Annotated in this window: 17 protein-coding genes; 14 read left to right on the top strand and 3 right to left on the bottom strand. The window is 68.3% G+C overall.

Annotation, left to right across the window (positions count from 1 at the left end; all coding sequences use genetic code 11):
• Nucleotides 1–37 precede the first annotated feature (37 nt).
• A complete protein-coding gene (locus ACNFOC_RS12155) occupies nucleotides 38–595 on the bottom strand; it encodes a hypothetical protein (RefSeq protein ID WP_416959118.1) in 558 nt (185 codons plus the stop codon).
• Between the two features lie 270 nt (nucleotides 596–865).
• On the opposite strand from ACNFOC_RS12155, the gene ACNFOC_RS12150 reads away from it, so the two are divergent.
• From ACNFOC_RS12150 to ACNFOC_RS12140, 3 genes are all read left to right on the top strand, one after another.
• The gene (locus tag ACNFOC_RS12150; RefSeq protein WP_416959117.1) at nucleotides 866–1,954 is read left to right on the top strand and encodes a lytic polysaccharide monooxygenase auxiliary activity family 9 protein; all 1,089 of its coding nucleotides are present in this window, start codon (nucleotides 866–868) and stop codon (nucleotides 1,952–1,954) included.
• A gap of 501 nt (nucleotides 1,955–2,455) precedes the next feature.
• Nucleotides 2,456–5,716, top strand: a complete 3,261-nt coding sequence (locus ACNFOC_RS12145) for a GH92 family glycosyl hydrolase (RefSeq protein WP_416959116.1) — start codon at nucleotides 2,456–2,458, stop codon at nucleotides 5,714–5,716.
• 85 nt (nucleotides 5,717–5,801) lie between these two features.
• Entirely contained in the window at nucleotides 5,802–6,158 is a 357-nt protein-coding gene (locus tag ACNFOC_RS12140) for a hypothetical protein (RefSeq protein WP_416959115.1), read from the top strand.
• Nucleotides 6,159–6,165: 7 nt separating this feature from the next.
• Here ACNFOC_RS12140 and ACNFOC_RS12135 read toward each other — a convergent pair whose 3' ends face one another.
• Complete coding sequence (locus ACNFOC_RS12135; protein ID WP_416959114.1) at nucleotides 6,166–9,960, bottom strand: GH92 family glycosyl hydrolase; 3,795 nt, start codon at nucleotides 9,958–9,960, stop codon at nucleotides 6,166–6,168.
• Between the two features lie 369 nt (nucleotides 9,961–10,329).
• Between ACNFOC_RS12135 and ngcE the strand changes: the two genes are divergently transcribed.
• The 9 genes from ngcE (at nucleotide 10,330) to ACNFOC_RS12090 (ending at nucleotide 22,460) form a co-directional block, all read left to right on the top strand.
• The gene (gene ngcE / locus ACNFOC_RS12130; RefSeq protein WP_416959113.1) at nucleotides 10,330–11,778 is read left to right on the top strand and encodes an N-acetylglucosamine/diacetylchitobiose ABC transporter substrate-binding protein; all 1,449 of its coding nucleotides are present in this window, start codon (nucleotides 10,330–10,332) and stop codon (nucleotides 11,776–11,778) included.
• 59 nt (nucleotides 11,779–11,837) lie between these two features.
• Nucleotides 11,838–12,773: a carbohydrate ABC transporter permease gene (locus ACNFOC_RS12125; RefSeq protein WP_416959112.1), complete on the top strand. Its 936-nt coding sequence runs from the start codon at nucleotides 11,838–11,840 to the stop codon at nucleotides 12,771–12,773.
• 17 nt (nucleotides 12,774–12,790) lie between these two features.
• A complete protein-coding gene (locus ACNFOC_RS12120; protein WP_416959111.1) occupies nucleotides 12,791–13,726 on the top strand; it encodes a carbohydrate ABC transporter permease in 936 nt (311 codons plus the stop codon).
• A 199-nt stretch (nucleotides 13,727–13,925) separates the two neighbouring features.
• The gene (gene rok7B7 / locus ACNFOC_RS12115) at nucleotides 13,926–15,125 is read left to right on the top strand and encodes an ROK family transcriptional regulator (protein WP_019063292.1); all 1,200 of its coding nucleotides are present in this window, start codon (nucleotides 13,926–13,928) and stop codon (nucleotides 15,123–15,125) included.
• A 120-nt stretch (nucleotides 15,126–15,245) separates the two neighbouring features.
• Nucleotides 15,246–16,352 (top strand): sugar ABC transporter substrate-binding protein, encoded by a 1,107-nt coding sequence (locus ACNFOC_RS12110; protein ID WP_416959110.1) that lies wholly within the window; start codon nucleotides 15,246–15,248, stop codon nucleotides 16,350–16,352.
• Between the two features lie 209 nt (nucleotides 16,353–16,561).
• Entirely contained in the window at nucleotides 16,562–17,350 is a 789-nt protein-coding gene (locus ACNFOC_RS12105) for an ATP-binding cassette domain-containing protein (protein ID WP_266862968.1), read from the top strand.
• Nucleotides 17,347–18,666, top strand: coding sequence for a sugar ABC transporter permease (locus ACNFOC_RS12100; RefSeq protein WP_416959109.1), 1,320 nt, complete (start codon nucleotides 17,347–17,349; stop codon nucleotides 18,664–18,666). Before ACNFOC_RS12105 ends, ACNFOC_RS12100 begins: the two co-directional genes overlap by 4 nt.
• 193 nt (nucleotides 18,667–18,859) lie before the next feature.
• A complete protein-coding gene (gene dxs / locus ACNFOC_RS12095) occupies nucleotides 18,860–20,788 on the top strand; it encodes a 1-deoxy-D-xylulose-5-phosphate synthase (RefSeq protein ID WP_416959108.1) in 1,929 nt (642 codons plus the stop codon).
• Between the two features lie 148 nt (nucleotides 20,789–20,936).
• The gene (locus tag ACNFOC_RS12090; protein WP_416959107.1) at nucleotides 20,937–22,460 is read left to right on the top strand and encodes an amino acid permease; all 1,524 of its coding nucleotides are present in this window, start codon (nucleotides 20,937–20,939) and stop codon (nucleotides 22,458–22,460) included.
• Nucleotides 22,461–22,533: 73 nt separating this feature from the next.
• On the opposite strand, the gene ACNFOC_RS12085 is transcribed toward ACNFOC_RS12090, so the two are convergent.
• Entirely contained in the window at nucleotides 22,534–22,905 is a 372-nt protein-coding gene (locus tag ACNFOC_RS12085) for a PIN domain-containing protein (RefSeq protein WP_416959106.1), read from the bottom strand.
• Nucleotides 22,906–23,045: 140 nt separating this feature from the next.
• Between ACNFOC_RS12085 and ACNFOC_RS12080 the strand changes: the two genes are divergently transcribed.
• Nucleotides 23,046–24,065, top strand: coding sequence for a PLL family lectin (locus ACNFOC_RS12080; protein WP_416959105.1), 1,020 nt, complete (start codon nucleotides 23,046–23,048; stop codon nucleotides 24,063–24,065).
• A 213-nt stretch (nucleotides 24,066–24,278) separates the two neighbouring features.
• On the top strand, nucleotides 24,279–25,403 hold the full coding sequence (locus ACNFOC_RS12075) for a DUF8189 domain-containing protein (RefSeq protein ID WP_416959104.1): 1,125 nt from the start codon (nucleotides 24,279–24,281) through the stop codon (nucleotides 25,401–25,403).
• Nucleotides 25,404–25,417 lie beyond the last annotated feature (14 nt).

The following is a 25,417-nucleotide window of genomic DNA, read 5'->3' as shown; positions in this document are numbered from 1 at the left end:
GTCCCACCCCGCACATCGGCCCGTTCGGCCACCCTGGTCATCGACCGCCGCCCGCACGTCCGCCCAGCAACCGCGCCTGCTCCAGCTTCAGTTGGCCGAAACCCCGCCGTGCGTACTCGGCCAGTTCCGCGCTCGGGAACACGACCAGTGACAGATGCTCCGAGGAGTCGCCCCGCGCCCAGCGCGCCACGGTGATCTCGTATCCCGCCGCGTGCGCGCACAACTCCAGCAGCAGCGGCGGCATCTCCGGCTCACGCAACAGATCCGCCCGCCCGACGACGAGCTCGCGCATCTCCCGCAACACCGGCAGGAAGACGGTCGTCACCCACAGCCGCCACTCGGCGAGTTCCTCGTCGGTCGGTGGAGTCGCGTCACTGAAGGGGGAGGTGCCCGCGGCCCGGCCGTGCCGCTCCACGAAGGCGGCGAAGGTGCGCGCGTTCGCCTCCGTCAGCGCGAACAACGGGCCGTGGAAGTCGCTGAGTTGGCGATTGACCCGGGCGAGCCGCTCCTGTCGCTGCGCCAATCGCAGGCCGTTGAGGTACGTGGCGGCATGCCCGGCGAAGGCCAGCGCGACCGTGACGACGACTGCGATCATGAAGGGATCGTACGAGGCCCCGGTCCCTGAACAAGCGCGCCCCGGGCGCCACTTCAAGCGTCCCCGCCGTTTACAGCCTCCCCAGTCCGCGCTAACTTCACGGACAAGTGGGGTGGGAGCGCTCCCACCCGTCCGGCGGTCCGGAACCCGCCGGGTGGCCGGGTCGCCCCACCCCACGTATCCACCAGCCCGCGTATCCACTACCGCACACATCCACCCCCGCACGTTCCTCGCACCCGCCGACCGAAGGGACGTAGAACTGTCATGTCCGTGACAAATCCAAGCCCAAGTCCGCGTGCCGTACCGCGATTACCGCACCCCACCCCCCACCGAGCCCTCTTCCTCGTCCTCCTGGCGCTCCTCACCACCGTCCCCGCCCTGGCCCTGATCCTCGCCACCGGCGGCAGGGCGGAGGCCCACGGCACCCCCATGAAGCCGGCCAGCCGCACCTTCCTCTGCTGGCAGGACGCGCTCACCACCACCGGTGAGATCAAACCGATCAACCCGGCCTGCAAGGCGGCCCAACAGGTGAGCGGCACCACGCCGTTCTACAACTGGTTCTCCGTGCTGCGCTCCGACGGCGCCGGCCGCACCCGCGGCTTCGTACCGGACGGTGAGCTGTGCAGCGGCGGCAACACGAACTTCACGGGCTTCAACCTCCCGCGCGACGACTGGCCGTTGACCCATCTGACCTCCGGCGCGACGGTCGACTTCTCGTACAACGCCTGGGCGGCGCACCCGGGTTGGTTCTACGTCTACGTCACCAAGGACGGCTTCGACCCGACGAAGACGCTCACCTGGGACGCCATGGAGGACACCCCGTTCCTCACGGTCGACCACCCGGCGCTCAACGGCACCCCGGGCACGGTCGAGGCCAACTACTCCTGGACCGGGCAGCTTCCGGCGAACAAGTCGGGGCGGAGCATCATCTACATGGTGTGGCAGCGCTCGGACAGCGCGGAGACCTTCTACTCCTGCTCGGACGTCGTGTTCGACGGCGGCAACGGTGAAGTGACGGGTATTCACGACCCGGGCAACCCCACCGACCCGGTACCCGGCGTCTGTTCGGCCACCCGGCACACGACCGGCAGCTGGCCCGGCGGCTACCAGTCCGAGGTGACCGTCACCAACTCCGGTGACGTCCCGATGCTCGGCTGGATGGTCAACTGGTCACTCCCCGGCGGCCAGTCGGTCGCCAGCCTCTGGAACGGCAACGCGACCTACAGTGGCCAGGACGTGATGGTCCACAACGCCGACTGGAACGGCTCACTGAGTCCGGGGCAGAGCGCCACCTTCGGATACGTCGTGAACGGCGACGGCGGTGATCCGGCAACTGCCCTTCCCTGCCAGGTCGGTTGAGCCTGTGCTCGGGGCGGACCCGGTGGTCGGGGGCCACCGGGTCCGCGAGCCGGACAGGCAATGGGGGTTGAACCTGCCCGGGTGGTGCGTGGCTTGGGGCGACGCTGTGGTGCGACAACGTTGTCGAATGGTCTGCATATGACTCTACCGCCCCAACGGACAACGATGTCAAGCGAGTTGGCCTGAGGGCGCCGTCCGAGTGGGTGCCCCGCGTGCCCTCGCCGGCGCACGCGCTCTTCCGTGGTACGGGTGGCGCACGTTACTGTCCCTGCGGCTTGTGCGACCTGTGGTGCGCGACCCGTCCGAAGGAGGAGGGGCCGCGTCATGCGTTTCCGTCCCATGTCCCTAATGCCAGTGCTGCGACAGGCAATGTCCGCCCCGTCGCGACGTCCGGCACGCACTCTCGCCGCACCGGCCGAAAGCCCAAGTACGTCCAGTACGAGGGCTTCCGGCCGGCACGCCGAGAGCACGCACCGGACGCCGCTCCTTGGTGGGCGAACTTTGCCTGCCGCGGCACTGGCCGCCGCACTCGCGGTCGGCGGTGCCACCCCCGCCCTGGCGGCGACCGCCGCCCCACCGCAACTCGTCAAGGACCCCAGCGTCTACGTCGATCCGCTGATCGGCACCAAGAACGGCGGCAACGTCTTCCCGGGCGCCGTCGTGCCCTTCGGCATGCTCTCCTGGAGCCCGGAGAACACCAGAGGCAGCGCAACCAGCACCGCCGCACCAGGCGGTTACCAGTACGACGCCACCCGTATCCGCGGCTTCAGCCTGACCCACATGTCCGGCACGGGCTGCGCGGGCGGCAGCGGGGACATCCCGTTCTACCCGTACGCCGGTGAGGTCACCTCCTCCCCGGCGAGCGACACCAAGGACGCCGTCTACGCCTCCGACTTCAGCCACACCGACGAGACCGCGGAACCCGGCCACTACAAGGTGGGCCTCGCCTCCGGCGTCACCGCCGACCTCACGGCGACGGCCCGCACCGGCTCCGGCCGCTTCACCTACCCGGCCGACAAGCCCGCCTCACTCCTGATCCGCACCGCCAACTCCGAGGTGGGCTCCACCGATTCGTCGGTCACCATCGACCCGGCCACCCGCACGGTCTCCGGCTCGGTCACCTCCGGCAACTTCTGCGGCTACCTCGACCCCGAGGGCCAACGCGCCTACTACACCCTGTACTTCACCGCCACCTTCGACCGCGCCTTCAAGACCACCGGCACCTGGCGGGACGACAAGCTGACCCCGGGTTCGACGAGCGCGACCGGCGGCACGGGCGGCTTCGCCACCGGCGGCCGTCCCGTCGCGGGCAAGGGCGCGGGCGGCTACGTCGAGTTCGAGCCCGGCACCGGCCCGGTCGGCGTCAAGGTCGGTGTCTCGTACGTCAGTCAGGCCGGCGCCACGGCCAACCTCAAGGCGGAGAACCCGCCGTCCCGTACCTTCGACGCCGTCGAGGACGCGGCCCACCGCGCCTGGCGCGACCAACTCGGCGCGATCAAGGTCGGCGGCGGCACCGACCCCGAGCGCACCACCTTCTACACCGCGCTCTACCACTCCCTCCTGCACCCGAACGTCATCAGCGACGCCGACCGCAGCTACACGGGCAGCGACGGCAAGGTGCACAAGGTCAGTCGGGGCCATCAAGCGCAGTACGGCACCTTCTCCGGCTGGGACATCTACCGGTCGCAGGTCCAACTGCTCACCCTCCTCAGCCCCCGCACGGGCTCGGACATCGCCCAGTCCCTCTACGAACTCGCCCAGCAGAACGGGGGAGTCTGGGACCGCTGGCTGCACGGCGCGAGCGGCACCCACGTCATGAACGGCGACCCCTCACCCACCGCCCTGGCCGGCATCCGCGCCTTCGGCGGCACCGACTTCGACCTGAAGGGGGCCCTCGCCTCCCTCGTCCAGGCGGCGACCGTACCCACCGCACAGGACCTTTCCTCCTCGGGCAAGCCCGTGCTCTCGGTGGGCCAACGCCCCTCCCTGGACAAGTACTTGAACCTGCACTACATGCCGTCCGTCTCCAACGCCTGGGGCGGCGCCGCCGAGACGCTGGAAATGTCCACGGCGGACTTCGCGCTCTCCCAACTCGCCACGGCGGCAGGGAAGAAGAGCACCGCGGCCGACTTCGCCAAGCGCGCCCAGTGGTGGCAGAATAACTTCAACATCGCCGCCGACCCCACCGGCGGCTACATCGCCAACCGCAAGGCGGACGGCAGTTGGGTCACCGGCTTCACCCCGGGCACCGGCAACGGCTTCGTGGAGGGCACGGCCGCCCAGTACACCTGGATGGTCCAGCACAACCCGGCCGGCCTCTTCGCGGCGATGGGCGGCACCGACAAGGCCCTCGCGCGCCTCGACTCCTTCTTCCATGAGGCGGACGGGAGTTGGTCCTTCACGGGCAGCGGCGGCGACAAGTCCGAGCTGGACAACGAGCCGTCCGTCAACGTGCCCTACCTCTACGACTACGCGGGCGCGCCCTACAAGACCCAGGAGACGGTCAGGGCGGCCATGAAGCAGCTCTGGACGACCGACCCGGCCGGCATCCCCGGCAACGACGACCTCGGCGAGATGTCGTCCTGGTACGTCTTCTCCGCCCTCGGCATGTACCCCCAGGTCCCCTCCCGTGCCGAACTCACCCTCGCTTCCCCGCTGTTCGAGCGCATCGAGATCAAGCGCCCGCAGGGCAACGACATCTCGATCAACGCGAAGGGCGCCGCGACCGACGCCCCGTACATCCAGTCCCTGAAGGTCAACGGCCGTAGCACGCAACAGCCTTGGCTCTCGTCCTCCCTCGTCAAGAACGGCGGCACCCTCGACTACACCCTCTCCACGACCCCGAACCGCACCTGGGGCAGCGCCCCGGCCGATGCCCCGCCGTCCTTCCGGACCGGTGAACAGCCGTACCAGATCGGTGTCGGCCCGACCGCCGCGACCCTCGCGCCTGGTGACAGCACGAAGGTGAACATCAAGGCCCTGTCCCTGAGCGGCGGCACCGGACCCGAGGTCCGCTACAGCGTCGAGACACCCACCGGAGTCACGGCGACTCCCGCCCAGGGAACGGTCGTCGACGGCTCCCAGGACATCACCCTCACCGCCGCCGACGACGTCCAGCAGGGCTTCTACGACGTGAAGGTCACCGTCACCTCGGGCGACACGTCGTACGAGCAGCCGGTGTCCCTGACCGTGGCCGCGCCCGGCACCCTCCTCGCCGCCTACAACAACACCGGGGTCTCCGACGACACCGGCGAGCACGACGAGGCGGACTACGACGGGGGCGGCTGGAGCTACTCCCTCCAGGCGCTCGCGGCGGCCGGGCTCACCCCGGGCGGCACGGGCACGGTGGACGGCCTCGGCTTCACCTGGCCGGGCTCGCCGAACGGGCGCCCGGACAACGTCTCGGCGGCCGGTCAGACCGTCCAACTCCCGCAGCCCGCAAGCACCTTGTCGTTCGTCGGCAGCGCGGTCAACGGCAACCAGCAGACGAAGGCGACCGTCACCTACACCGACGGCAGCACCGACGCGATCGACCTGTCCTTCACGGACTGGACGGTCGGCGGGGGCGGCGGCACCGTGCAGTACGGCAACGTGGTCGTCGCCAGGACCGCGTACCGCAATGTCGCGGGTGCGGACAAAGACCCGGTAGCCACTTATGTGTTCGCCACCAAGCCGTTCGCGGCGCCCACGGGCAAGACCATCAAGAGCGTGACACTTCCGGACGACCCGGATCTCCATGTGTTCACCCTTGCGGTGAACTGACGTCCACAATATGTGCCCTCGCCCGTTCCGGTGGCGGGGGCACATCGGCGCGTGCGAGCATCCGCAGATGGTGAAACGGCCGCAAATGCCCGAGGAGTTCCGGGCCGAGGCGCGCACGGCCTTCGCGTTCCTGGTGGGGGACGAGGGCTTCGCGCCGCCCGAGGACATAGACGGCGGCCTGCGTTATCTGCGCGCCGACCTGATGGTGCGCGTCTGGTTCCTGGGCGGCGCCGAATCGGAGGTCCTGACACGACTGATCCCCCTGGCGCCGGACGGCACCAGGGGGAGGGGGGCGTGGCTCGACGACCTGTACACGGCCGCCGCGTGCGGCCCGGCCCAGGACGTCCCCGTCTTCGCGTCGACCAGAAGAGGCGTGCTGAAACGGGTCCACCAGCACGCGGAGGCGTTGCGCCGGCTGCTGCCCCGCCTCCCCGTGCCGTGAGCGGCCCTCAGCCGAGCAGTTCCACCTCCGCGAGGGTCGACGAGCCGGTCAGCACCAGGCGGTAATGCCCGTACGAACCAGGTGACTTGACCGAGAAGACACGCGTCTGCCTGTCCCAGGTGAAGGACTCGCCGGAGCGCTTGTCGAGTGTCTTCCACGTGGTGCCGTCGGTCGAGCCCTGGAGGGTCCAGCCGGTCGGTGCCTGCGTGTGGTCCTTCGACGACGTCATCGTGTACTGGACGCCCTTGGTGGCCTTCGTGACCGGCAGGTCCACCGAGGTCACCGTCGTCTCCGTGGCCGACGTGTTGTCGAACAGGGCCCCGACACCCGCGAGTTGGTCGGACCGGGGCGTCGGCACCTTGTCGTTCTTGGTGATCGACACCGGCGCCGCGTTCTTGCCGCTGCCCCACGACGAGGGCTTGGAGCCCATGGAGAAGTCCAGCACTCCGCCCTTCTCCAGCAGCGAGTGGGGGAGTGAGGTCTTCGTCCAGTTCTGGCCGTTGACCTTCAGACCCTGCACGTAGATGTTCTTCGTGCTGTTCTTCGGCGCCTTGACGACGAGGTCCTTGCCGTTCTCCAGGTGGACGGTCGCCTTGGTGAACAGCGGGGAGCCGATGGCGTATTCGCCGCTGCCCATCACCAGCGGGTAGAAGCCGAGCGCGGAGAAGAGGTACCACGCCGACTGCTCGCCGTTGTCCTCGTCGCCGTGGTAGCCCTGCCCGATCTCGCTGCCGGTGTAGAGCCGCGACAGCACCTCCCGCACGTCCTTCTGAGCCTTCCAGGGCTCGCCGGCCGCGTCGTACATGTAGGTGACGTGGTGGGCGACCTGGTTGGAGTGCCCGTACTGGCCCATGCGGACGTCCCGCGCCTCCGTCATCTCGTGGATGACCCCGCCGTAGGAACCGGCGTTGTCGGGCGAGGCGGTCTCCGGGGTGCTGAAGTACTGGTCGAGCTTGTCCCCGAGGGCCTGCTGGCCGCCGTACAGGTTGGCGAGGCCCCGGCTGTCCTGCGGGGCGGTGAAGGCGTAGCCCCAGCCGTCGGTCTCCGTGTAGTCGTAGCCCCAGACCTTCGGGTCGTAACTCGCCGAGTCCACCCGCCAGTTGCCCTTGGCGTCCTTGCCCTGGAAGAACCCGGCCTGCTTGTCGAACAGGTTCACGTAGTCCTGGGCGCGGTTGAGGAAGTACTCGGACTCCTCCTTGTAGTGCTTCTCGCCGGTCTTCTTGTAGAGGGCCAGGCCCATCTGCGCGATGCCGTAGTCGTTGTTGTAGCCCTCCATCGCCCAGGAGAAGCCCTCGTTGGTGTCGGTGCTCGTGTAGCCGAGGAAGGGCGAGGTGGTCATTCCCTTGCGGCCGACACCGGAGGCGGGCGGGACGACGGTCGCGTTCTTCACGGCCGCGTCGTAGGCCGACTTGGCGTCGAACTTCACGCCCTTGACGTACGCGTCCGCGAACGCGACGTCCGAGGACGTGCCGGTCATCAGGTCCGCGTAGCCGGGCGAGGACCAGCGCGAGGTCCAGCCGCCGTCCTTGTACTGCTGCACGAACCCGTCGACCATCTCACCCGCCTGACTGGGCGTCAGGAACGAGTACGCCGGCCAGGTCGTCCGATACGTGTCCCAGAAGCCGTTGTTGACGTACACCTTGCCGTCGACGATCTTCGCGCCGGTGTGGGTCGGGGTGTCCTGGCTCGTCATCGGGGAGAACGGTGACGCGTACTGGTACGTCGAACCGACCTTCTCGAAGCCGGAGTTGGGGTAGAGGTACAGCCGGTACATGCTGGAGTACAGGGTTGTCAGCTGCTCGGGCGTCGCGCCCTCCACCTCGACCTTGCCGAGCAGCTTGTCCCACACCTTCTGGGCCTGCTGCTTGACCGTGTCGAACGAGGTGCCGTCCGGGATCTCCTGGCGCAGGTTGTCCTTCGCCTGGTCGACGCTGATCAGCGAGGTCGCGAGGCGCAGGGTGACCGTGTGGTCGGCGCCCGGCTTGAACTTCAGATAGCCCTTGACGCCGCTGGAGGAGCCGTCCGTCACCGGCGCGTCGAACGTGCCGTAGACGAAGAGCCGCGTAGCGCCGGTGGACAGCCCGGACTTGACGTCCGAGTAGCCGGTGACGGTCCCGTTGGTCTTGTCGAGGGTCAGGCCCGCCTGCTCGGTGACGTTGTCGAAGATGACGCTCGCGTCGTCGCCGGGGTAGGTGAAGCGCAGCGAGGCCGCGTGGTCGGTCGGGGCCATCTCGGCCTTCAGACCGTTCTCGAACGTGACGCCGTAGTAGTACGGGCGCGCGGTCTCGTTCTCGTGCTTGAACGCCAACTCCCGTGCCGTGGGCGAGGTGTTGGGGGCGCCCGAGGCGGCCGACGGCATCACCTGGAAGGTCTGCCGGTCGCCCATCCAGGGGCTGGGCTCATGGCTCAGGCTGAGCGCCTGGAGCGTCGGCAGGTTGTCGTCGTTGTTCGCGCGTGCGTAGTCGTAGAGCCAGCTCAGCGACGACGAATTCGTCACCGGCGTCCAGAAGTTGAAGCCGTGCGGCAGCGCCGTGGCGGGGAAGTTGTTGCCGCGAGAGAAGCTGCCGCTGGAGTTGGTGCCCCGGGTGGTCAGCGCGTAGTCGGACAGATGCGCCTTCGGCTTCTCGGGCGCGACCGTCTTGAGGCTCACGTCGTCCAGCCAGCCCCGGAACTTCGCCGGGCCACCGGGGGAGTCGTAGTCCAGCAGGATCCGGTCGACGGTCTTCCCGGCCGCGACCGAACCGATCCGCGAGAGGACGTCGTTCCACTGGTTGACGTAGAGGATCTTCGCCGCGCCCTGTCCCTGCGGAGTCAGCGCGAAGCCGTGTGAGTCCGTCGCGCCGAGATCACTGAGGAAGGTGCCGTCCGTGAAGGCCAGGTCGACGGAGACGTTGGTGGCGTCGTAGTCGAGGTCGCCGTCGGACATCTGCGGGAAGATCCTGTACGACAGCGAAGTGTCCTTGCCGACCGGCACGTTCACGTCGAAGACCTTGTTGTACGAGTACGCCCGCCCCGTCGCCGTGTGACGGCCCGCGTAGCGCAGTGCGCGCTTCCCGGTGAAGCCGGCGCCCGCCTTCGCGGTGGGGGAGCCGCTGGGGCCCCGGTCGACCAGCGAGAGCATGTCCTCGGGGATGGGGGCGGTGCTCCCGCCCGTCGAGAACTGGACGTCGGCGAGCTGGAGGATGCCGCTCGCGCCGTTGTTCTTCGTGATGTCGAGCCGGAAGTGCTGGTACTCGGCCGGCTCGGCGAGGTCGTACGACTTCGTCTGGAACCGGTCGGCGAAGGACTCGCCGGAGCGGGTGTCCAGGGTCTTCCAGTCCTTGCCGTCCGTCGAGCCCGACAGCGTCCAGTCCTTCGGATCGCGTTCGGCGAAGTCGTTCGCCGAAGTCAGGGCGTACGTCACTATTTTGGCCGGCTTGTCGAGGTCGAACTCGACCCAGCCGGTGGACTCGAAGGTCAGCCACTTGGTGCCGGACTCGCCGTCGACGAGGTTCTCCTTCACCTCGCCGCCGCCCGTGTTCTCGGCGCTCGCCCGGACGTCGGTGACATGGTCGGTCACATTGCCCGGGATGCCGGTGCTGTAGCCGCCGTCGACGCCCGAGGCCCGCTTGGAGCCGTCCGGCGCGGTGTCGACCGTGTTCAGCCAGTCGGGCGCCGGATCTCCCGTCTCGAACGAGGAGGCGAACTCCCCGCCGGCGGCCAGGGCCTTCGCGGGCAGGGCGACCGCCACCCCCTGAGAGCCCACGAGCAAAGCCAGTGCGGCGGTCGACACGGCCGCCGGACCCCACCATCTGTGATGCATACGAGAGCATCCTCCCTGCACGTTGGACAACGTTGTCAAATTCGACGCGCAAGCAACAGTAGGGAGTCAAGTGGCCAGGGATGTCAAGGGTGTTGAGTGAGGCATTCGAGGGCAATAACGCGGATTTCTCCGGCATCGAACACACAGAGCGTTCATATTTCCGCGAGGTCTCACTTCGGAAAAGACCGACAACCTACCCTGCATTCGATCTTGCTCTGTCGGCGGGAAGTGGACTATACCTGTCGCGTTCGACACCGCTCTCACAGCAGCACGCACGAAGTACCTCTGCACGACCAAGCTCGACCTGACCGCGGTGCCGGGGAGGATCCGGTTCACCGCCTGAGTCCTGTTGAAGGCGAGGACTTGAGCATGGGATCCACTTCCGCCGAGAACAACGGTTCCAATGGCGTCGGCCGCCGTGATCTGATCAAGAGGTCGGCCGCACTCGGTCTGATCTCCGTACCCACGATGAGTTTCCTGTCCGCGTGTGCCAGCGGTGGCGGGGACGACAGCAGCAGTGACGACAGCACCAAAGGCACCACGTCGAAGTCGAATCCCTTCGGTGTGAAGAAGGGCAGCACCCTCGACGTCGTCGTCTTCAAGGGCGGTTACGGCGACGACTACGCGAAGGCGTGGGAAGCCAACTTCAAGACGAAGATCGGCGTCAGCTCGACGCATACCGGTACGCAGGAGATCACCGGCAAGCTCCAGCCGCGCTTCAACGCGGGCAACCCGCCGGACATCGTCGACGACTCCGGCGCCCAGCAGATCAAGATCGACGTCCTGTACAAGAACGGCCAGTTGCTCGATCTCTCCCCGGTCCTCGACGCGCCGGCGATCGACGACCCGAGCAAGAAGGTGCGCGATCTGCTGATCCCCGGCACCCTCGACCCGGGTGTGCAGGAGGGCAAGGTCGTCGCCCTCAACTACATCTACACGGTCTGGGGGTTGTGGTACTCCGGCAAGCTCTTCAAGGAGAAGGGCTGGACCCCGCCGAAGACCTGGGACGAGTTCATCGCCGTGTGCCAGAAGGCGAAGGCGGCCGGTATCGGGGGTCTCGCCCACCAGGGCAAGTACCCGTACTACATCAACGTCGCCATCATGGACCTGATCGCGAAGAAGGGCGGGATCGACGCCGTCAAGGCGATCGACAACCTCGACCCGAAGGCGTTCGTCGGCTCGGCCGCCGCGCAGGCCGGCGTCGAGGCGATCTACGAGGTGGTGGAGAAGAGCCTGTTGATGCCCGGCACCAACGGCCTGACCCACACCGAGTCGCAGACGCGCTGGAACCAGTACAAGGCCGCGTTCATCACCTGCGGTTCCTGGCTGGAGAACGAGCAGCTCAAGCTGACGCCGACGGACTTCGACATGAAGTTCCTGCCGATGCCGCTGCTGGCCGACAGCAAGATGCCGTTCGAGGCGATCCGGGCCGGCTCCGGCGAGCCCTTCATCATCCCCGCGAAGGCCAAGAACCTCCCCGGCGCAAAGGAGTTCATGCGCCACATGCTCTCCAAGGAGTGGTCGACGCTCTTCGCCAAGGAGGCCAACTCGCTCACCATCCTCAAGGACGGTGTCGACTCCAGCGTCACCCTGCGCCCGGGCACCCAGTCCACGGTCGACGCGTCCAAGGCGGCCGGTGACAACACCTTCCGCTTCCTGTACCCCGACTGGTACAGCGAGATGGACACCTCCATCCAGAACGCGTCCAACGAGCTGATGGCCAAGCGCATCCAGCCCAAGGAGTGGCTGAAGCGCTGCCAGGCCGCCGTCGACAAGCAGGCCAAGGACCCGGCGTCCAAGAAGAACGTGCACTCCTGATCACAAGGCCTGATCGCACCACCTGATCACGCTCGGGACACCAGGGGCAGGAAACGCCAATGCGCAAAGGGCAGTACAGGTTCGTCACGGGATTTCTCTTCGTTCCCGTGGCGCTCTATCTGATCTTCGTGATCTGGCCGTACATCCAGACGTTCGGCTATTCGCTGACCGACTGGAAAGGCGAGTCACAGACCTTCAAGTTCGTCGGACTGGACAACTATCGAACGCTGATCCACGACGACGTCTTCAAGCAGGCCATCTGGCACAACCTCCTGTTCCTGGTGTTCATCCCGGTGATCACCATTCTCCTCGCCCTCTTCTTCGCCTTCATGGTGAACGCGGGAGGGCACAGCAAGGCCGGTGGCGTGCAGGGAGTCGCCGGTTCCGGTTTCTACAAAATCGTCTACTTCTTCCCGCAGGTCCTGTCCCTGGCGATTCTCGCGGTGCTGTTCAACGCGGTGTACCGCAGTGACGGCGGCGGTCTGCTCAACGGTTTCCTGATCAAACTCCACCTGGTGGACGTCAACAATCCGGTGGAGTGGCTCAACGAGCCCAACGTGGTGCTGTGGGCGCTGATGGCGGTCGTGGTGTGGCACGGCGTCGGCTTCTATCTGGTGCTGTTCTCCGCGGCCATGCAGTCCATTCCGCGCGACATCTACGAGGCCGCGCTGATCGACGGCGCGGGCCGCTCCCAGTCCTTCTTCCGGATCACGCTGCCGCTGCTCTGGGAGACCGTCCAGACGGCCTGGGTGTATCTCGGCATCATCGCGATGGACATGTTCGTCCTGGTCTCCTCCATGACCTCGAACATGGGCGCCTACGGAGGCGGTCCCGACCACGGCAGCGACGTCATGTCGACCGTGATGATGCGCAACTTCCTCTACTTCGGCAAGAGCGGCTACGCCTGCGCGATGGGCGTCGTCATGCTGCTGCTCACCCTGGTCCTGTCCGTGGTCACGCTGCGCGCCACCCGCCGTGAGCGCATCGAGTTCTGAGCGGGAGACATACGACGATGAGCGCACCCCTGAAGGAGACCGCCCCCACGGGCGGCACCGTCCCGCCGCAGCCGTCGGTGGGGAAGGCCGGCGCCCGGGCCGGTGAGCCGCGCGGCGAGGGCGTCGTACTGAACGCCTTCTCACACGGCTTCCTGGCCCTGTGGGCCCTGCTGATCGTGCTGCCGCTGCTGTGGCTGGTGTTCAGTTCGTTCAAGACCGACGTGCAGATCGGCAACTCGGCCTTCGGCTGGCCGCAGAACTGGTCGTTCGACGTGTTCCGGCGGGCCTGGAGCAAGGGCATCGGCGACTACTTCCTCAACACCGTGATCGTGCTGGTGTTCTCGGTCCCGCTGACGATGCTGTTCGGCTCCATGGCCGCGTACGTGCTGGCCCGCTACCGGTTCTGGGGCAACCGGCTGCTGTACTACTTCTTCGTCGCCGGCGCGATGTTCCCGGTGTTCCTGGCCCTCGTCCCGCTGTTCTTCATGGTCAAGCGCCTCGACATGCTCAACACGTACCAGGGGCTGATCCTGGTCTACATCGCCTACTCGATGCCGTTCACGGTGTTCTTCATGCACGCGTTCTTCCGGACGCTGCCCACCGCGGTCTTCGAGGCGGCCATCCTCGACGGCGCCTCGCACACCCGGACGTTCTTCCAAGTGATGTTGCCGATGGCGAAAGCCGGATTGATCAGCGTCGGCATCTTCAACACCCTCGGTCAGTGGAACCAGTTCATCCTGCCGACGGTCCTGATGCAGCCGCAGAGCGGCTCGGACCCGGAACGCTATGTCCTCACCCAGGGGCTCATCCAGCTCCAGCAGCAACAGGGCTACGCCTCCGACCTGCCCGTTCTCTTCGCGGGTGTCACGATCGCCATGATCCCGATGCTGGTCGTCTACCTGTCGTTCCAGCGCCAGGTGCAGTCCGGTCTGACCTCGGCGACGCTGAAGTAGCGCTCCTGGACCACGCGACAGAGAGTGATCGTTCCGACACCGCTCCCGGCAGGCCGGGGGCGGTGGTCACGTATGTGTCCGGGAACCCGGATGCGGTTCAACCTCTTGACGGGAGGCAACCCGAACAGCTCAGCTTAGAGTTCACTAGTTGGACATAGACGGGGCCTCATCGATGCGGTCCCGCGCGCAGGAGGTCGTCGTGGAGACTCCGGGGTCGCAGTCGTCACTGCACCGAGCCAATCTCGAACGGGTCGTGCGAGCGGTGCGGTTGGCCGGGTCGCTGACGCAGGCGGAGATCGCGAGGACGACGGGCCTGTCGGCCGCGACGGTCTCCAACATCGTGCGCGAACTCAAGGACGGCGGAACGGTCGAGGTCACGCCGACCTCGGCGGGCGGCCGCCGGGCCCGCAGCGTCTCCCTGAGCGGGGACGCCGGCATCGTCATCGGCGTCGACTTCGGGCACACGCATTTGCGCGTCGCGGTCGGGAACCTCGCCCACCAGGTGCTGGCCGAGGAGTCCGAACCCGTCGATGTGGACGCCTCCTCGACGCAGGGTTTCGACCGGGCGGAAGAGCTGGTCAACCGGCTGATCACGGCGACCGGAGTGGACCGCTCCAAGATCGCCGGGGTGGGCCTCGGCGTGCCCGGACCGATCGACGTCGAGTCGGGCACCCTGGGCTCCACCGCGATCCTCCCGGGCTGGACCGGCACCAGACCCGCGGAGGAGCTGGGCAGCCGTCTGGGCGTACCGGTGCACGTGGACAACGACGCCAACCTGGGCGCCCTCGGCGAGCTCGTCTGGGGCAGCGGGCGGGGCGTCAGGGACCTGGCGTACATCAAGGTCGCGAGCGGGGTCGGCGCGGGACTGGTCATCAACGGCAAGATCTACCGGGGCCCGGGTGGCACAGCGGGAGAAATCGGGCATATTACTCTTGATGAGTCCGGCCCTGTCTGCCGTTGCGGGAACCGGGGCTGCCTGGAGACCTTCACGGCCGCGCGCTATGTGCTGCCGCTTCTCCAGTCCAGTCACGGAACCGACCTGACCATGGAGGGAGTCGTACGGCTGGCGCGGGACGGAGACCCTGGTTGCCGTCGGGTGATCGCCGACGTCGGCCGACACATCGGCAGTGGAGTCGCCAATCTCTGCAATTTGCTGAACCCGAGCCGAGTGGTCCTCGGTGGCGATCTCGCCGAGGCCGGTGAGCTGGTGCTCGGGCCGATCAGGGAGTCTGTAGGCCGCTACGCGATCCCGAGTGCGGCACGTCAACTCTCCGTTCTCCCGGGGGCACTTGGAGGCCGTGCGGAGGTGCTCGGAGCGCTCGCTCTCGCACTCAGCGAGATGGGCGATTCGACCCTTTTGGACGGGTCGCTGACTGCGGCGACACCTGTCTTCACTTAGAGAACGCACGACGCCGTTGCCATCTCGTTAAGTATTTACTTCTTGACGCCGAACGCGCGGCCGAGTTGACTTCCAGCCACCTCGGCCGCAACGACGCGGCCTCGTCAGGGAGGTTTCAAAGTGAACACGCGTATGCGTCGTGCCGCCGTTGCTGTCATCGCCACCACGATGGCCGTTTCCATGGCCGCCTGTGGCAAGGCGGGCGACGACAAGAAGTCCGACAGCAGCTCCAGCTCCTCGGGCGGCACCACCGCCAAGATCGGTCTGCTCCTGCCCGACAGCGTCACCACTCGGTACGAGAAGTTCGACAAGCCGTACTTCGAGGCGAAGGTGAAGGAGCTCTGCTCCGGCTGCACCGTCGAGTACAACAACGCGAACGCCAGCGCGGCCACCCAGGCCCAGCAGGTCAGCAGCATGATCACCAAGGGCGTCAAGGTGATCGTGGTCAGCGCGCAGGACTCCGCCGCGATCAAGTCCTCGATCCAGCAGGCCGTGGACAAGGGCATCAAGGTCGTCGCGTACGACCGTCTGGCCCAGGGCCCGGTCTCCGCGTACGTCTCCTTCGACAACGTGCAGGTCGGCAAGCTCCAGGGTGAGGCCCTCCTCACCTCGCTGGGCTCGAAGGCCACCAAGTCGTCCAAGATCGTCATGATCAACGGTGACGACGCCGACCCGAACGCCGCGCAGTTCAAGAAGGGTGCCCACGAGGCCCTCGACGGCAAGGTCGACATCGCCTACGAGCAGTCCGGCCTGTGGAAGGACACCGTCGCCAACCAGAAGGTCACGGCGGCCATCACCCAGCTCGGCGCCAAGAACATCGCGGGCGTCTACGCCGCCAACGACGGCATGGCCGGCGGTATCGCCACCGCCCTCAAGGGCGCCGGCATCAGCGGCATCCCGCTGACGGGTCAGGACGCGGAGCTCGCCGGTATCCAGCGCATCGTCGCCGGTACCCAGTCCAGCACCGTCTACAAGGCCTTCAAGCCGGAGGCCGAGGCGGCCGCCACCCTCGCCGTCGACCTGGCGCAGGGCAAGAGCATCTCCTCGCTCGCCACCACGACCCAGACCAGCGGCTCCGGCAACAAGGTGCCCTCGCAGCTGCTGACCCCGGTGTCGGTCACCAAGGCCAACATCAAGGACACGGTCATCAAGGACGGTCTCTACACCGTCGCGCAGATCTGCACCGCCGACTACGCCAAGGCGTGCAAGGCGGCCGGTCTGTCGTAACCACCGCCCAGCGGTGACAAAGCCCCTTCGGCGTCCGCCCCACCCTCAAACCCCGCTGTGGGGCGGGCGCCGATCGGAACCCGTGCGAACGCAGCCGTTGCCAACTGGCATCGGCCGCGCGCATGTTCATCTTGTAAATCTGTGCCTAGGCACAACCCTCCGCGCCTTTTGACAAGCGCGGCATCCCCGCCGGTCAGGCGGCGAAGGAGATGGTTAACGTGTCCGCTACGCCCGTGCTGGCGTTGCGCGGAGTCTCCAAGCGATTCGGTGCGGTGCAGGCCCTCACCGAAGTAGAGCTGGAGGTCCACGCCGGAGAAGTCGTCGCACTGGTCGGCGACAACGGCGCAGGAAAGTCCACCCTGGTGAAGACCATCGCCGGGGTGCATCCCATCGATGAGGGAATCATCGAGTGGGAGGGCAATCCGGTCAGCATCAACAAGCCGCACGACGCCCAGGGACTCGGCGTCGCGACGGTCTACCAGGACCTCGCGCTGTGCGACAACCTCGATGTCGTCGGCAACCTCTACCTCGGGCGCGAGCTGCTGCGCCACGGGGTCATCGACGAGGTCACGATGGAGAAGAACTCACGTGAGCTGCTGAGCACGCTCTCCATCCGCATCCCGAGCGTGCGCATCCCGATCGCCAGCCTCTCCGGTGGTCAGCGACAGGTCGTCGCCATCGCCCGCGCGCTGATCGGTGACCCCAAGGTCGTCATCCTCGACGAGCCCACCGCCGCCCTCGGCGTCGAGCAGACCGCCCAGGTCCTCGACCTGGTCGAGCGGCTGCGCGAGCGCAACCTCGGCGTCATCCTCATCAGCCACAACATGGCCGACGTCAAGGCGGTCGCCGACACCGTCAACGTGCTGCGCCTGGGCAAGAACAACGGCTCCTTCCCGGTGAAGGACACCAGTCAGGAAACGATCATCGCCGCGATCACCGGTGCCACGGACAACGCCGTGACCCGTCGTGCGGTGCGCAGCACGGAGGCGGCAAAGTGAGCGACACGTCAGGCACCGTGAAGAAGGACGCGGTGGAACCGACCACCGCCGCCCCGACCGAGGACCCCACGGCGGCGGCCGGTGCCGCCACCGTCGTCGACCCGCGTCTGCTGGTCCGCGAAGAGGGCTACAAGGGCTACATCACCGAGTTCAAGCGCAAGGTCAAGGGCGGTGAGCTCGGCTCGCTGCCGGTCGTCGCCGGCCTGATCGTCATCGGCATCATCTTCCAGTCGCAGAACAGCCGGTTCCTGAGCGCGGACAACCTGTCCAACATCAGCTACTACCTGTCGGCCACCGGCATGCTCGCCATCGGCCTGGTCTTCGTGCTGCTGCTCGGCGAGATCGACCTGTCCGTCGGCTCGGTCAGCGGTCTTGCGTCCACCCTGTTCGCCGTCTTCGTGGTCAACCACGGGATGAACGGCTGGCTGGCGCTGGTCCTGACGATCGTCACGGGTATCGGGATCGGCGCGCTGCACGGCTTCTTCTTCGCGAGGATCGGCGTACCGGCGTTCGTCGTCACCCTGGCCGGCTTCCTCGGCTGGAACGGTCTGATGCTGTGGCTGCTCGGTTCGAGCGGCACCATCAACATCCCGGACGAGGGTCCGGTGCACCTGCTCGGCCAGGGCTCCTTCTTCATGGACCAGTCGATCGCGGGCGCCTACATCCTGGCCGCCCTCGGCGTCGGCTCCCTGCTCTACGGCTCGCTCGTCGAGCAGCGCCGCCGCAAGGCCGCCGGGGTGCCGTTCCGGCCCACCAGCGAGATCGGGCTGCGGGTCGGCCTGCTCGCCGTGGCCGCGTTCGTCACCGCGTACGTGCTGAACTCCTCGGCCGGTGTCTCCAACTCGCTGGTGATCTTCCTCGCGTCCCTGGTGATCGTGGACTTCGTGCTCCGTCGTACCCCGTACGGCCGCAAGGTCTTCGCGGTCGGTGGCGGTATCGAGGCCGCGCGCCGTGCCGGTATCAACGTGTCCATGATCCGGATCACCGTGTTCGCCATCTCCGGCGGCTTCGCGGCGGTCGGCGGTATGTTCTTCGCCGGTCAGACCCAGAGCGCCACGCTCAACGCCGGTGGCGGCAACACCCTGATGCTGGCCATCGCGGCCGCCGTCATCGGTGGTACGAGCCTCTTCGGCGGGCGCGGCACCGTCTGGTCCGCCCTCCTGGGCATGCTCGTCATCCAGTCGATCCAGACCGGCCTCGACCTGCTGAACATGAACACGTCGATCCAGTACATGATCACGGGTGGCGTCCTGCTCGGCGCGGTCGTCATCGACTCCGTGTCCCGCAAGAGCCAGAAGGCCGCCGGTCGCGGCTGACCTGCGCGTTGTCGACCAGTGCCCGGTACCGAACGCGGTACCGGGCACAGTCATGTCGTAGGAATGGCTGTTCTTGGGTACAGCCGATCGCGTGACGTATGACGCAGAGCCCGGGCGCCGTCCGCAAAGGCGGAACATTAGACTCGACAAGCCCGGCAACAGCTCGATCAGCTCTACTCGCAAGGAGGCACGGGTGCCGCTGCTGACCCGCATCAGGGGACCGCGCGATCTGGACCGGCTCAGCCTGGAGCAGCTGGACCAGCTGGCCGGGGAGATCCGGACCTTCCTCGTCGACGCCGTCTCCAAGACCGGCGGCCACCTCGGCCCGAACCTCGGTGTGGTCGAGCTGACCATCGCCCTGCACCGCGTCTTCGAGTCGCCGAAGGACCGGGTGCTGTTCGACACCGGCCACCAGTCCTACGTCCACAAGCTGCTCACCGGCCGCCAGGACTTCTCGAAGCTGAAGATGAAGGGCGGCCTCTCCGGCTACCCCTCGCAGGCCGAGTCCGAGCACGACGTGATCGAGAACTCGCACGCCTCGACGGTCCTCGGCTGGGCCGACGGCCTCGCCAAGGCCAACCAGGTCCTCAAACGCGACGACCACGTGGTCGCCGTCATCGGTGACGGCGCGCTGACCGGCGGTATGGCCTGGGAGGCGCTGAACAACATCGCCGACGCCAAGGACCGCCCGCTCGTCATCGTCGTGAACGACAACGAGCGCTCCTACGCACCGACCATCGGCGGCCTCGCGAACCACCTGGCGACCCTGCGGACCACCGACGGCTACGAGCGCTTCCTGGCCCGCGGCAAGGACCTCCTGGAGCGCACTCCGGTCGTCGGCAAGCCCCTCTACGAGACGCTGCACGGCGCGAAGAAGGGGCTGAAGGACTTCATCGCCCCGCAGGGCATGTTCGAGGACCTCGGTCTGAAGTACGTCGGCCCGGTCGACGGCCATGACATCGACGCCCTGGAGTCCGCGCTCGCCCGCGCCAAGCGCTTCGGCGGACCGGTCATCGTGCACTGCCTCACCGAGAAGGGCCGCGGCTACCAGCCCGCCCTCCAGGACGAGGCCGACCGCTTCCACGGCATCAGCCCCATCCACCCCGACACCGGCCTGCCCATCAAGGCCTCCGGCGCCGACTGGACCTCCGTCTTCGGCGACGAGATGGTCGCCCTGGGCCAGGAGCGCGAGGACATCGTCGCGATCACCGCCGCGATGCTCCAGCCCGTCGGCCTGAAGAAGTTCGCCGACGCCTTCCCGGACCGCATCTACGACGTCGGCATCGCCGAGCAGCACGCCGCCGTCTCCGCGGCCGGCCTCGCCACCGGCGGACTGCACCCCGTCTTCGCCGTCTACGCCACCTTCCTCAACCGCGCCTTCGACCAGGTGCTGATGGACGTGGCCCTGCACAAGTGCGGGGTGACCTTCGTCCTGGACCGGGCCGGCGTCACCGGCACCGACGGCGCCTCCCACAACGGCATGTGGGACATGTCGATCCTCCAGGTCGTCCCCGGGCTGCGCCTCGCCGCGCCGCGCGACGCCGACCAGGTCCGCGCCCAGCTGCGCGAGGCCGTCCAGGTCGAGGACGCGCCGACCGTGGTCCGCTTCTCCAAGGGCGCCGTCGGACCCGCCGTACCCGCCGTGGGCCGCATCGGCGGCATGGACGTGCTGCGCGCGCCCGGCACCGACGCCCCGGACGTTCTGCTGGTCTCGGTCGGCGCCCTGGCGCCCATGTGCCTGGAGATCGCCGCCCTCCTCGACAAGCAGGGCATCACCACCACCGTCGTCGACCCGCGCTGGGTCAAGCCCGTCGACGAGGCCATGGCCCCGCTCGCGGAGCAGCACCGCGTGGTCGTCACCGTCGAGGACAACTCCCGTGTCGGCGGCGTCGGTTCGTCGATCGCACAGGCGTTGCGCGACGCGGGCGTCGACGTCCCGCTGCGCGACTTCGGCATCCCGCCGCGCTTCCTCGACCACGCCTCCCGCGCCGAGGTGATGACGGAGATCGGCCTCACCGCTCCCGACATCGCCCGCCAGGTCACCGGCCTGGTCTCGAAGCTCGACGGCCGCTTCGAACGGCCCACCGCCGAGGTCGACTCGGTGGAGTCCGCACGCGACTGACACCGAAGCCACACGGCCGGACGGGCTGCTTCCACCACCCTTTGCAGTGGTGAAAGCAGCCCGTTCGCGTGAATCCGCTCGCGCCGGGGCATACGCACCATGCCCCCTCTCGATCATGTCGAGGACGCCAAGCGTGGGAGGTACACCCGTGAGCAGCACCCTCTTCCGGACGAAGAGAGTCGAACAGTCCATCAAGGACACCGAGGAACCGGAGCACGCGCTCAGAAAGTCCCTCTCGGCGCTGGATCTGACCGTGTTCGGCGTCGGCGTCGTCATCGGCACCGGCATCTTCGTCCTCACCGGCACGGCCGCCAAGAACACCGCCGGTCCCGCGGTCGCCCTGTCCTTCGTCGTGGCCGGCGTCGTCTGTGCCCTCGCGGCGCTCTGCTACGCCGAGTTCGCGTCCACGGTCCCGGTCGCGGGCTCCGCGTACACCTTCTCGTACGCCTCGCTCGGTGAGTTCCCCGCCTGGATCATCGGCTGGGACCTGGTCCTCGAACTCGCCCTCGGTACGGCGGTGGTGGCCGTCGGCTGGTCCGGCTACATCCACTCGCTGCTGGACAACGCGGGCTGGCACCTGCCCGAGGCGCTCAGCGGCCGGGACGGCGCCGACGGCTTCGGCTTCGACCTCCTCGCCGCGCTGCTCGTCCTCGTCCTCACCGCGATCCTCGTGCTCGGCATGAAGCTCTCCGCGCGGGTCACCTCGGTGGTCGTCGCCATCAAGGTCGCCGTCGTCCTCGTGGTGATCGTCGCCGGCGCCTTCTTCATCAAGGGCGACAACTACAAGCCGTTCATCCCCAAGTCGCAGGCCGTGGAGGCGGGCGGCAACCTCAAGGCCCCGCTGATCCAGCTGATGTTCGGCTGGGCGCCCTCCAACTTCGGCGTCATGGGCATCTTCACCGCCGCCTCCGTGGTCTTCTTCGCCTTCATCGGCTTCGACGTCGTCGCCACCGCCGCCGAGGAGACCCGCAACCCGAAGCGTGACGTGCCGCGCGGCATCCTCGGCTCGCTGGTCATCTGCACCACGCTGTACGTCGCCGTCGCGATCGTCGTGACCGGCATGCAGAAGTACAGCTCGCTGTCGATCGACGCGCCGCTCGCCGACGCGTTCAAGGCAACCGGACACCCGTGGTTCGCGGGACTGATCAGCTTCGGCGCCGCGATCGGCCTGACGACGGTGTGCATGATCCTGCTGCTGGGCCAGGCCCGTGTCTTCTTCGCGATGAGCCGTGACGGACTGCTGCCGCGCTTCTTCTCGCACGTCCACCCGCGCTTCCGCACGCCGTACCGCCCGACCATCCTCCTCGGCGTGGTCATCGCGATCGTCTCGGGCTTCACGAGCCTCAGCGAACTGGCCGAACTGGTCAACATCGGCACGCTGTTCGCGTTCATCGTGGTCGCGATCGGCGTGGTCATCCTCAGGAACAAGCGCCCGGACCTGCCCCGCTCCTTCCGCACCCCCCTGGTCCCGGCCCTCCCGATCGTCTCGGTCCTGGCCTCCCTCTGGCTGATGCTCAACCTCCCCGCCGAGACCTGGCTCCGCTTCGCGATCTGGATGGCGATCGGCTTCCTCGTCTACTACTTCTACGGCCGCACGCACAGCCGCCTGGGCCTGCAACAGGCGGCGGAGGCCCGCGAGTCGGCAGCGCCGCCGAGCGGAAACGCCTCGTAGGCACGCCAGTTGGCCGTCCGGCCCCGTAAGTCCCGCTCACTGGAGGGGACTTACGGGGCCGCTCGCTTGGGTGTCAGCCGCGTACGCTGCGCGGCCCGGTGACCTCGGCGCCCAACTCCGTGACCCTGCGCCGCAGTTCACGGTCCGCGGTGACCACCAGGCACGGGCGGCCGTCGGCCTCGGCGACCAGTTCGACCATCCGGTCGTCGCCGCTGCCGGGTGCCGGGTCCACCCGTACGCCCGGGACGGACGCCACGCCACGGGCCGCGCCCTCCACGACGAGGACGAGTTCCACGGGGTCCGTGCGGCCCGGCAGACCGTCGCTCGCGAGCCGGTCACGGAGGCGCTCGGCGGCACCCTTGCGGTCGCGCCACCAGCCGTCGGGCACCGACCCGACGACGTTCGCGCCGTCGACGATCACGAGCAGGGGAGTGTCCTCGTCCATGGGGCAAGGGTCGCATGCGGGCGGGGGGTGCTCAGGAGTTGTGGGCAAGGGGTGCCCAGGGCATGTGAGGAGGGGGTGCCCGGCGGGTGCGGGCAGGGGGTGCCCGGCGTGAAAACATCCGCCCCAATTACAGTGAAGCGGTGAACGGCGACTGGCTCATACGCGGCCGTGACGGCCGGCTCAGTGTGTATCTGCCCTCGGGCGACGCCGTCCTGTGCCGGGCGGAACGCGGCCCCGGCGGCCTCTGGAGCGACCCGCGCAAGGTCGGCGGCGACCAGAAGCTGCACCCCGGGCTGCTCGGCGTCGGACAGGGCGCGGACGGTTACGCCCACCTGGTGTCCTGGCGCCCCACGCGGGCCGACGAGTCGGGGCTGGTCCACTCCACGCACTTCCGCCCCCGGCTCGCGGCCCTCGACTGGAGCCCGATCGGCCACCCGGACAAGAAGGGCGACCGCACCGGCGTACCGGCGGTCGCCGTCGACGCGGAGGGCCGCGCCCATGTCTTCGTGCGCAATGCCGGGGGCGGGGTGAGCATGGTGGCCCAGAAGGAGAAGGGCGGCTGGGGCCCGTGGCGCGACCTCAAGGGGACCGGCGTCCACGAGGAACTGGCGGCGGTGACGGGGGAGTCCGGCACGGTCGAGCTGTACGCGGCGGTGCCGGGCGCGATCCTGCACTGGCGCCAGCTGGAACCGGGCGAACAGCCGGTGCTGGAGGAGGCGATGGAGGCCAGGATCCGCCCCGGCACGCTCCGCGCCCTGGCCACCTCCCCGGAGAGCACCACCCTCTACTACACGGACGACTCCGGCGACCTCTGCGCCTGGCGCCCCGGCGCCAAGCCGATCACCCTCCTGCCCTCCGCCGGCCCCGGCCCGGTCTCCGCGGTCCGCTGCGAACTGGACGGCCACGACTGCACGTTGCTCGCCCAGCGCTCGGCCAGCGGCCGGGTCGCCTTCGCCGCGTACCCCACCGAACAGGAGTCGGCCGGCGCCTGGTGGACCGAGTCGGGCCCCCAACTCCCGGCGGACGCCGAGGTGTCGCTGACCCTGGACGAGGACGAGCGGGTGACCGCGGCGACGGTGTCGCCGTCCACCGGTCAACTGCTCGTCACACGGCGGAAGGAGGAGGCGGGGCTGGCGTTGGAGGCGTGGCGGGAGGTCTGACGGGGTTCGTGCGCGTCGCTCCACGGCCGGCCCGCCGTCACGGCTCCCTCCCGGGAGACGTGCTGGTCCGGGCCGGGCAGGCGCACGGCCGTCACACCGTGTTCGTCAAATGTTCGACTTATGATGGGGCGCGCTCGGCGTCCCCGCGCAACAGGTGTTCGGGGAATCGGCAGGTCAGACGTGCCGGGCGTCACAGAAGGGGCGGGCCACGTCATGCGGACCGGATCCGGGCGCGGCGCCGCCCGACGCAGAACCGACGACAGGGTCGTCGCACACACGGAGGCGGAGCGGTACACCGCCGAGGCGACCCTGGACGGCCGCTGGCTCGTGCTCGGCAAGGACGGCAGGCTGACCGCGTACGCCCGCACGCGTGCCGGACTGCTGCGCTGGACCGAGACGCGGCCGGGCGGCCCGCACTGGACGGGGCCCGACTTCTTCCCGGCGCCGGACCTGACCCACGTCTCGGTGGTCCAGGGCGCCGACGCCTACGTCCACTTCCTGGGGCGGCGTGAGACCCGCAAGGGCGACGGGCCGCCCGCCGTCGACATCGTCCACGCCATTCAGTACCAGACCGGCCGCACGGTCACGGAGTGGCGGTCGCTGGGCAATCCGCACAAGGACCGGGAGAAGGCGGCCCGGTTCGGAGTTCCGGCGGCCGCGGTCAGCGCGTCGGGACGGGTGCACGTCTTCGCGCGCAACGCGGGGCGCGGACTGATGCTGCGCCGGGAGGGCGCCACCGGGAAGTGGGAACCCTGGGAGGACCTCAAGGGCAGCGGGGTCCAGGACGGACCGGCCGTGGTCGCTCACGCCTCCGGGCGCATCGAGGTGCTGGCGGGCGGCGACCGGGACGCCATGTGGTGGCGGCAGGCGGAAGCCGACGGCGACTTCCGGCAGGAGCCGAACATCCCGCTGCGGATGGCTCCGGGCACGGTGACGGCGCTGGAGACGGGACCCGACAGAGCGACGTACTACTGGACCGACCAGGACAGCGGACAACTCGTCGCCCATCGCCCCGGCGGCTGGGTGATCCCCCTCGGCGGTGTACCGGCCGCGGATCCCGTCACGGCGGTGCGTGCGGTGCTCGACGGGTACGACTGCACCGTGCTGGCCCACCGTGATCACGAGGGGCAGGTCATGCTCAGCGCGTTCGGCGCGGAGAACGAGCAGGCGGGCCTGTGGTGGTCCCCGACCGGTGAGCGCTGCGTCGGCGCCCCGGCGCTCGCCCTGGACGGAAGCGGCCGTGTCGTGCTCGCGGTGATCGGCCCCGACGGCGCTCTGCGCGTCGCCCGCCAGACCGGGGGCCCCGGTCTGGCACTGGCTCCGTCGCTCCGCGTCTGACGACGGGCGGCACC

Origin of the sequence: Streptomyces colwelliae, assembly GCF_048158785.1 — a bacterium.
GTDB lineage: Bacteria > Actinomycetota > Actinomycetes > Streptomycetales > Streptomycetaceae > Streptomyces.
The sequence above is the reverse complement of the archived record's forward strand: the minus strand, read 5'-3'. Positions and strand labels throughout refer to the sequence as shown.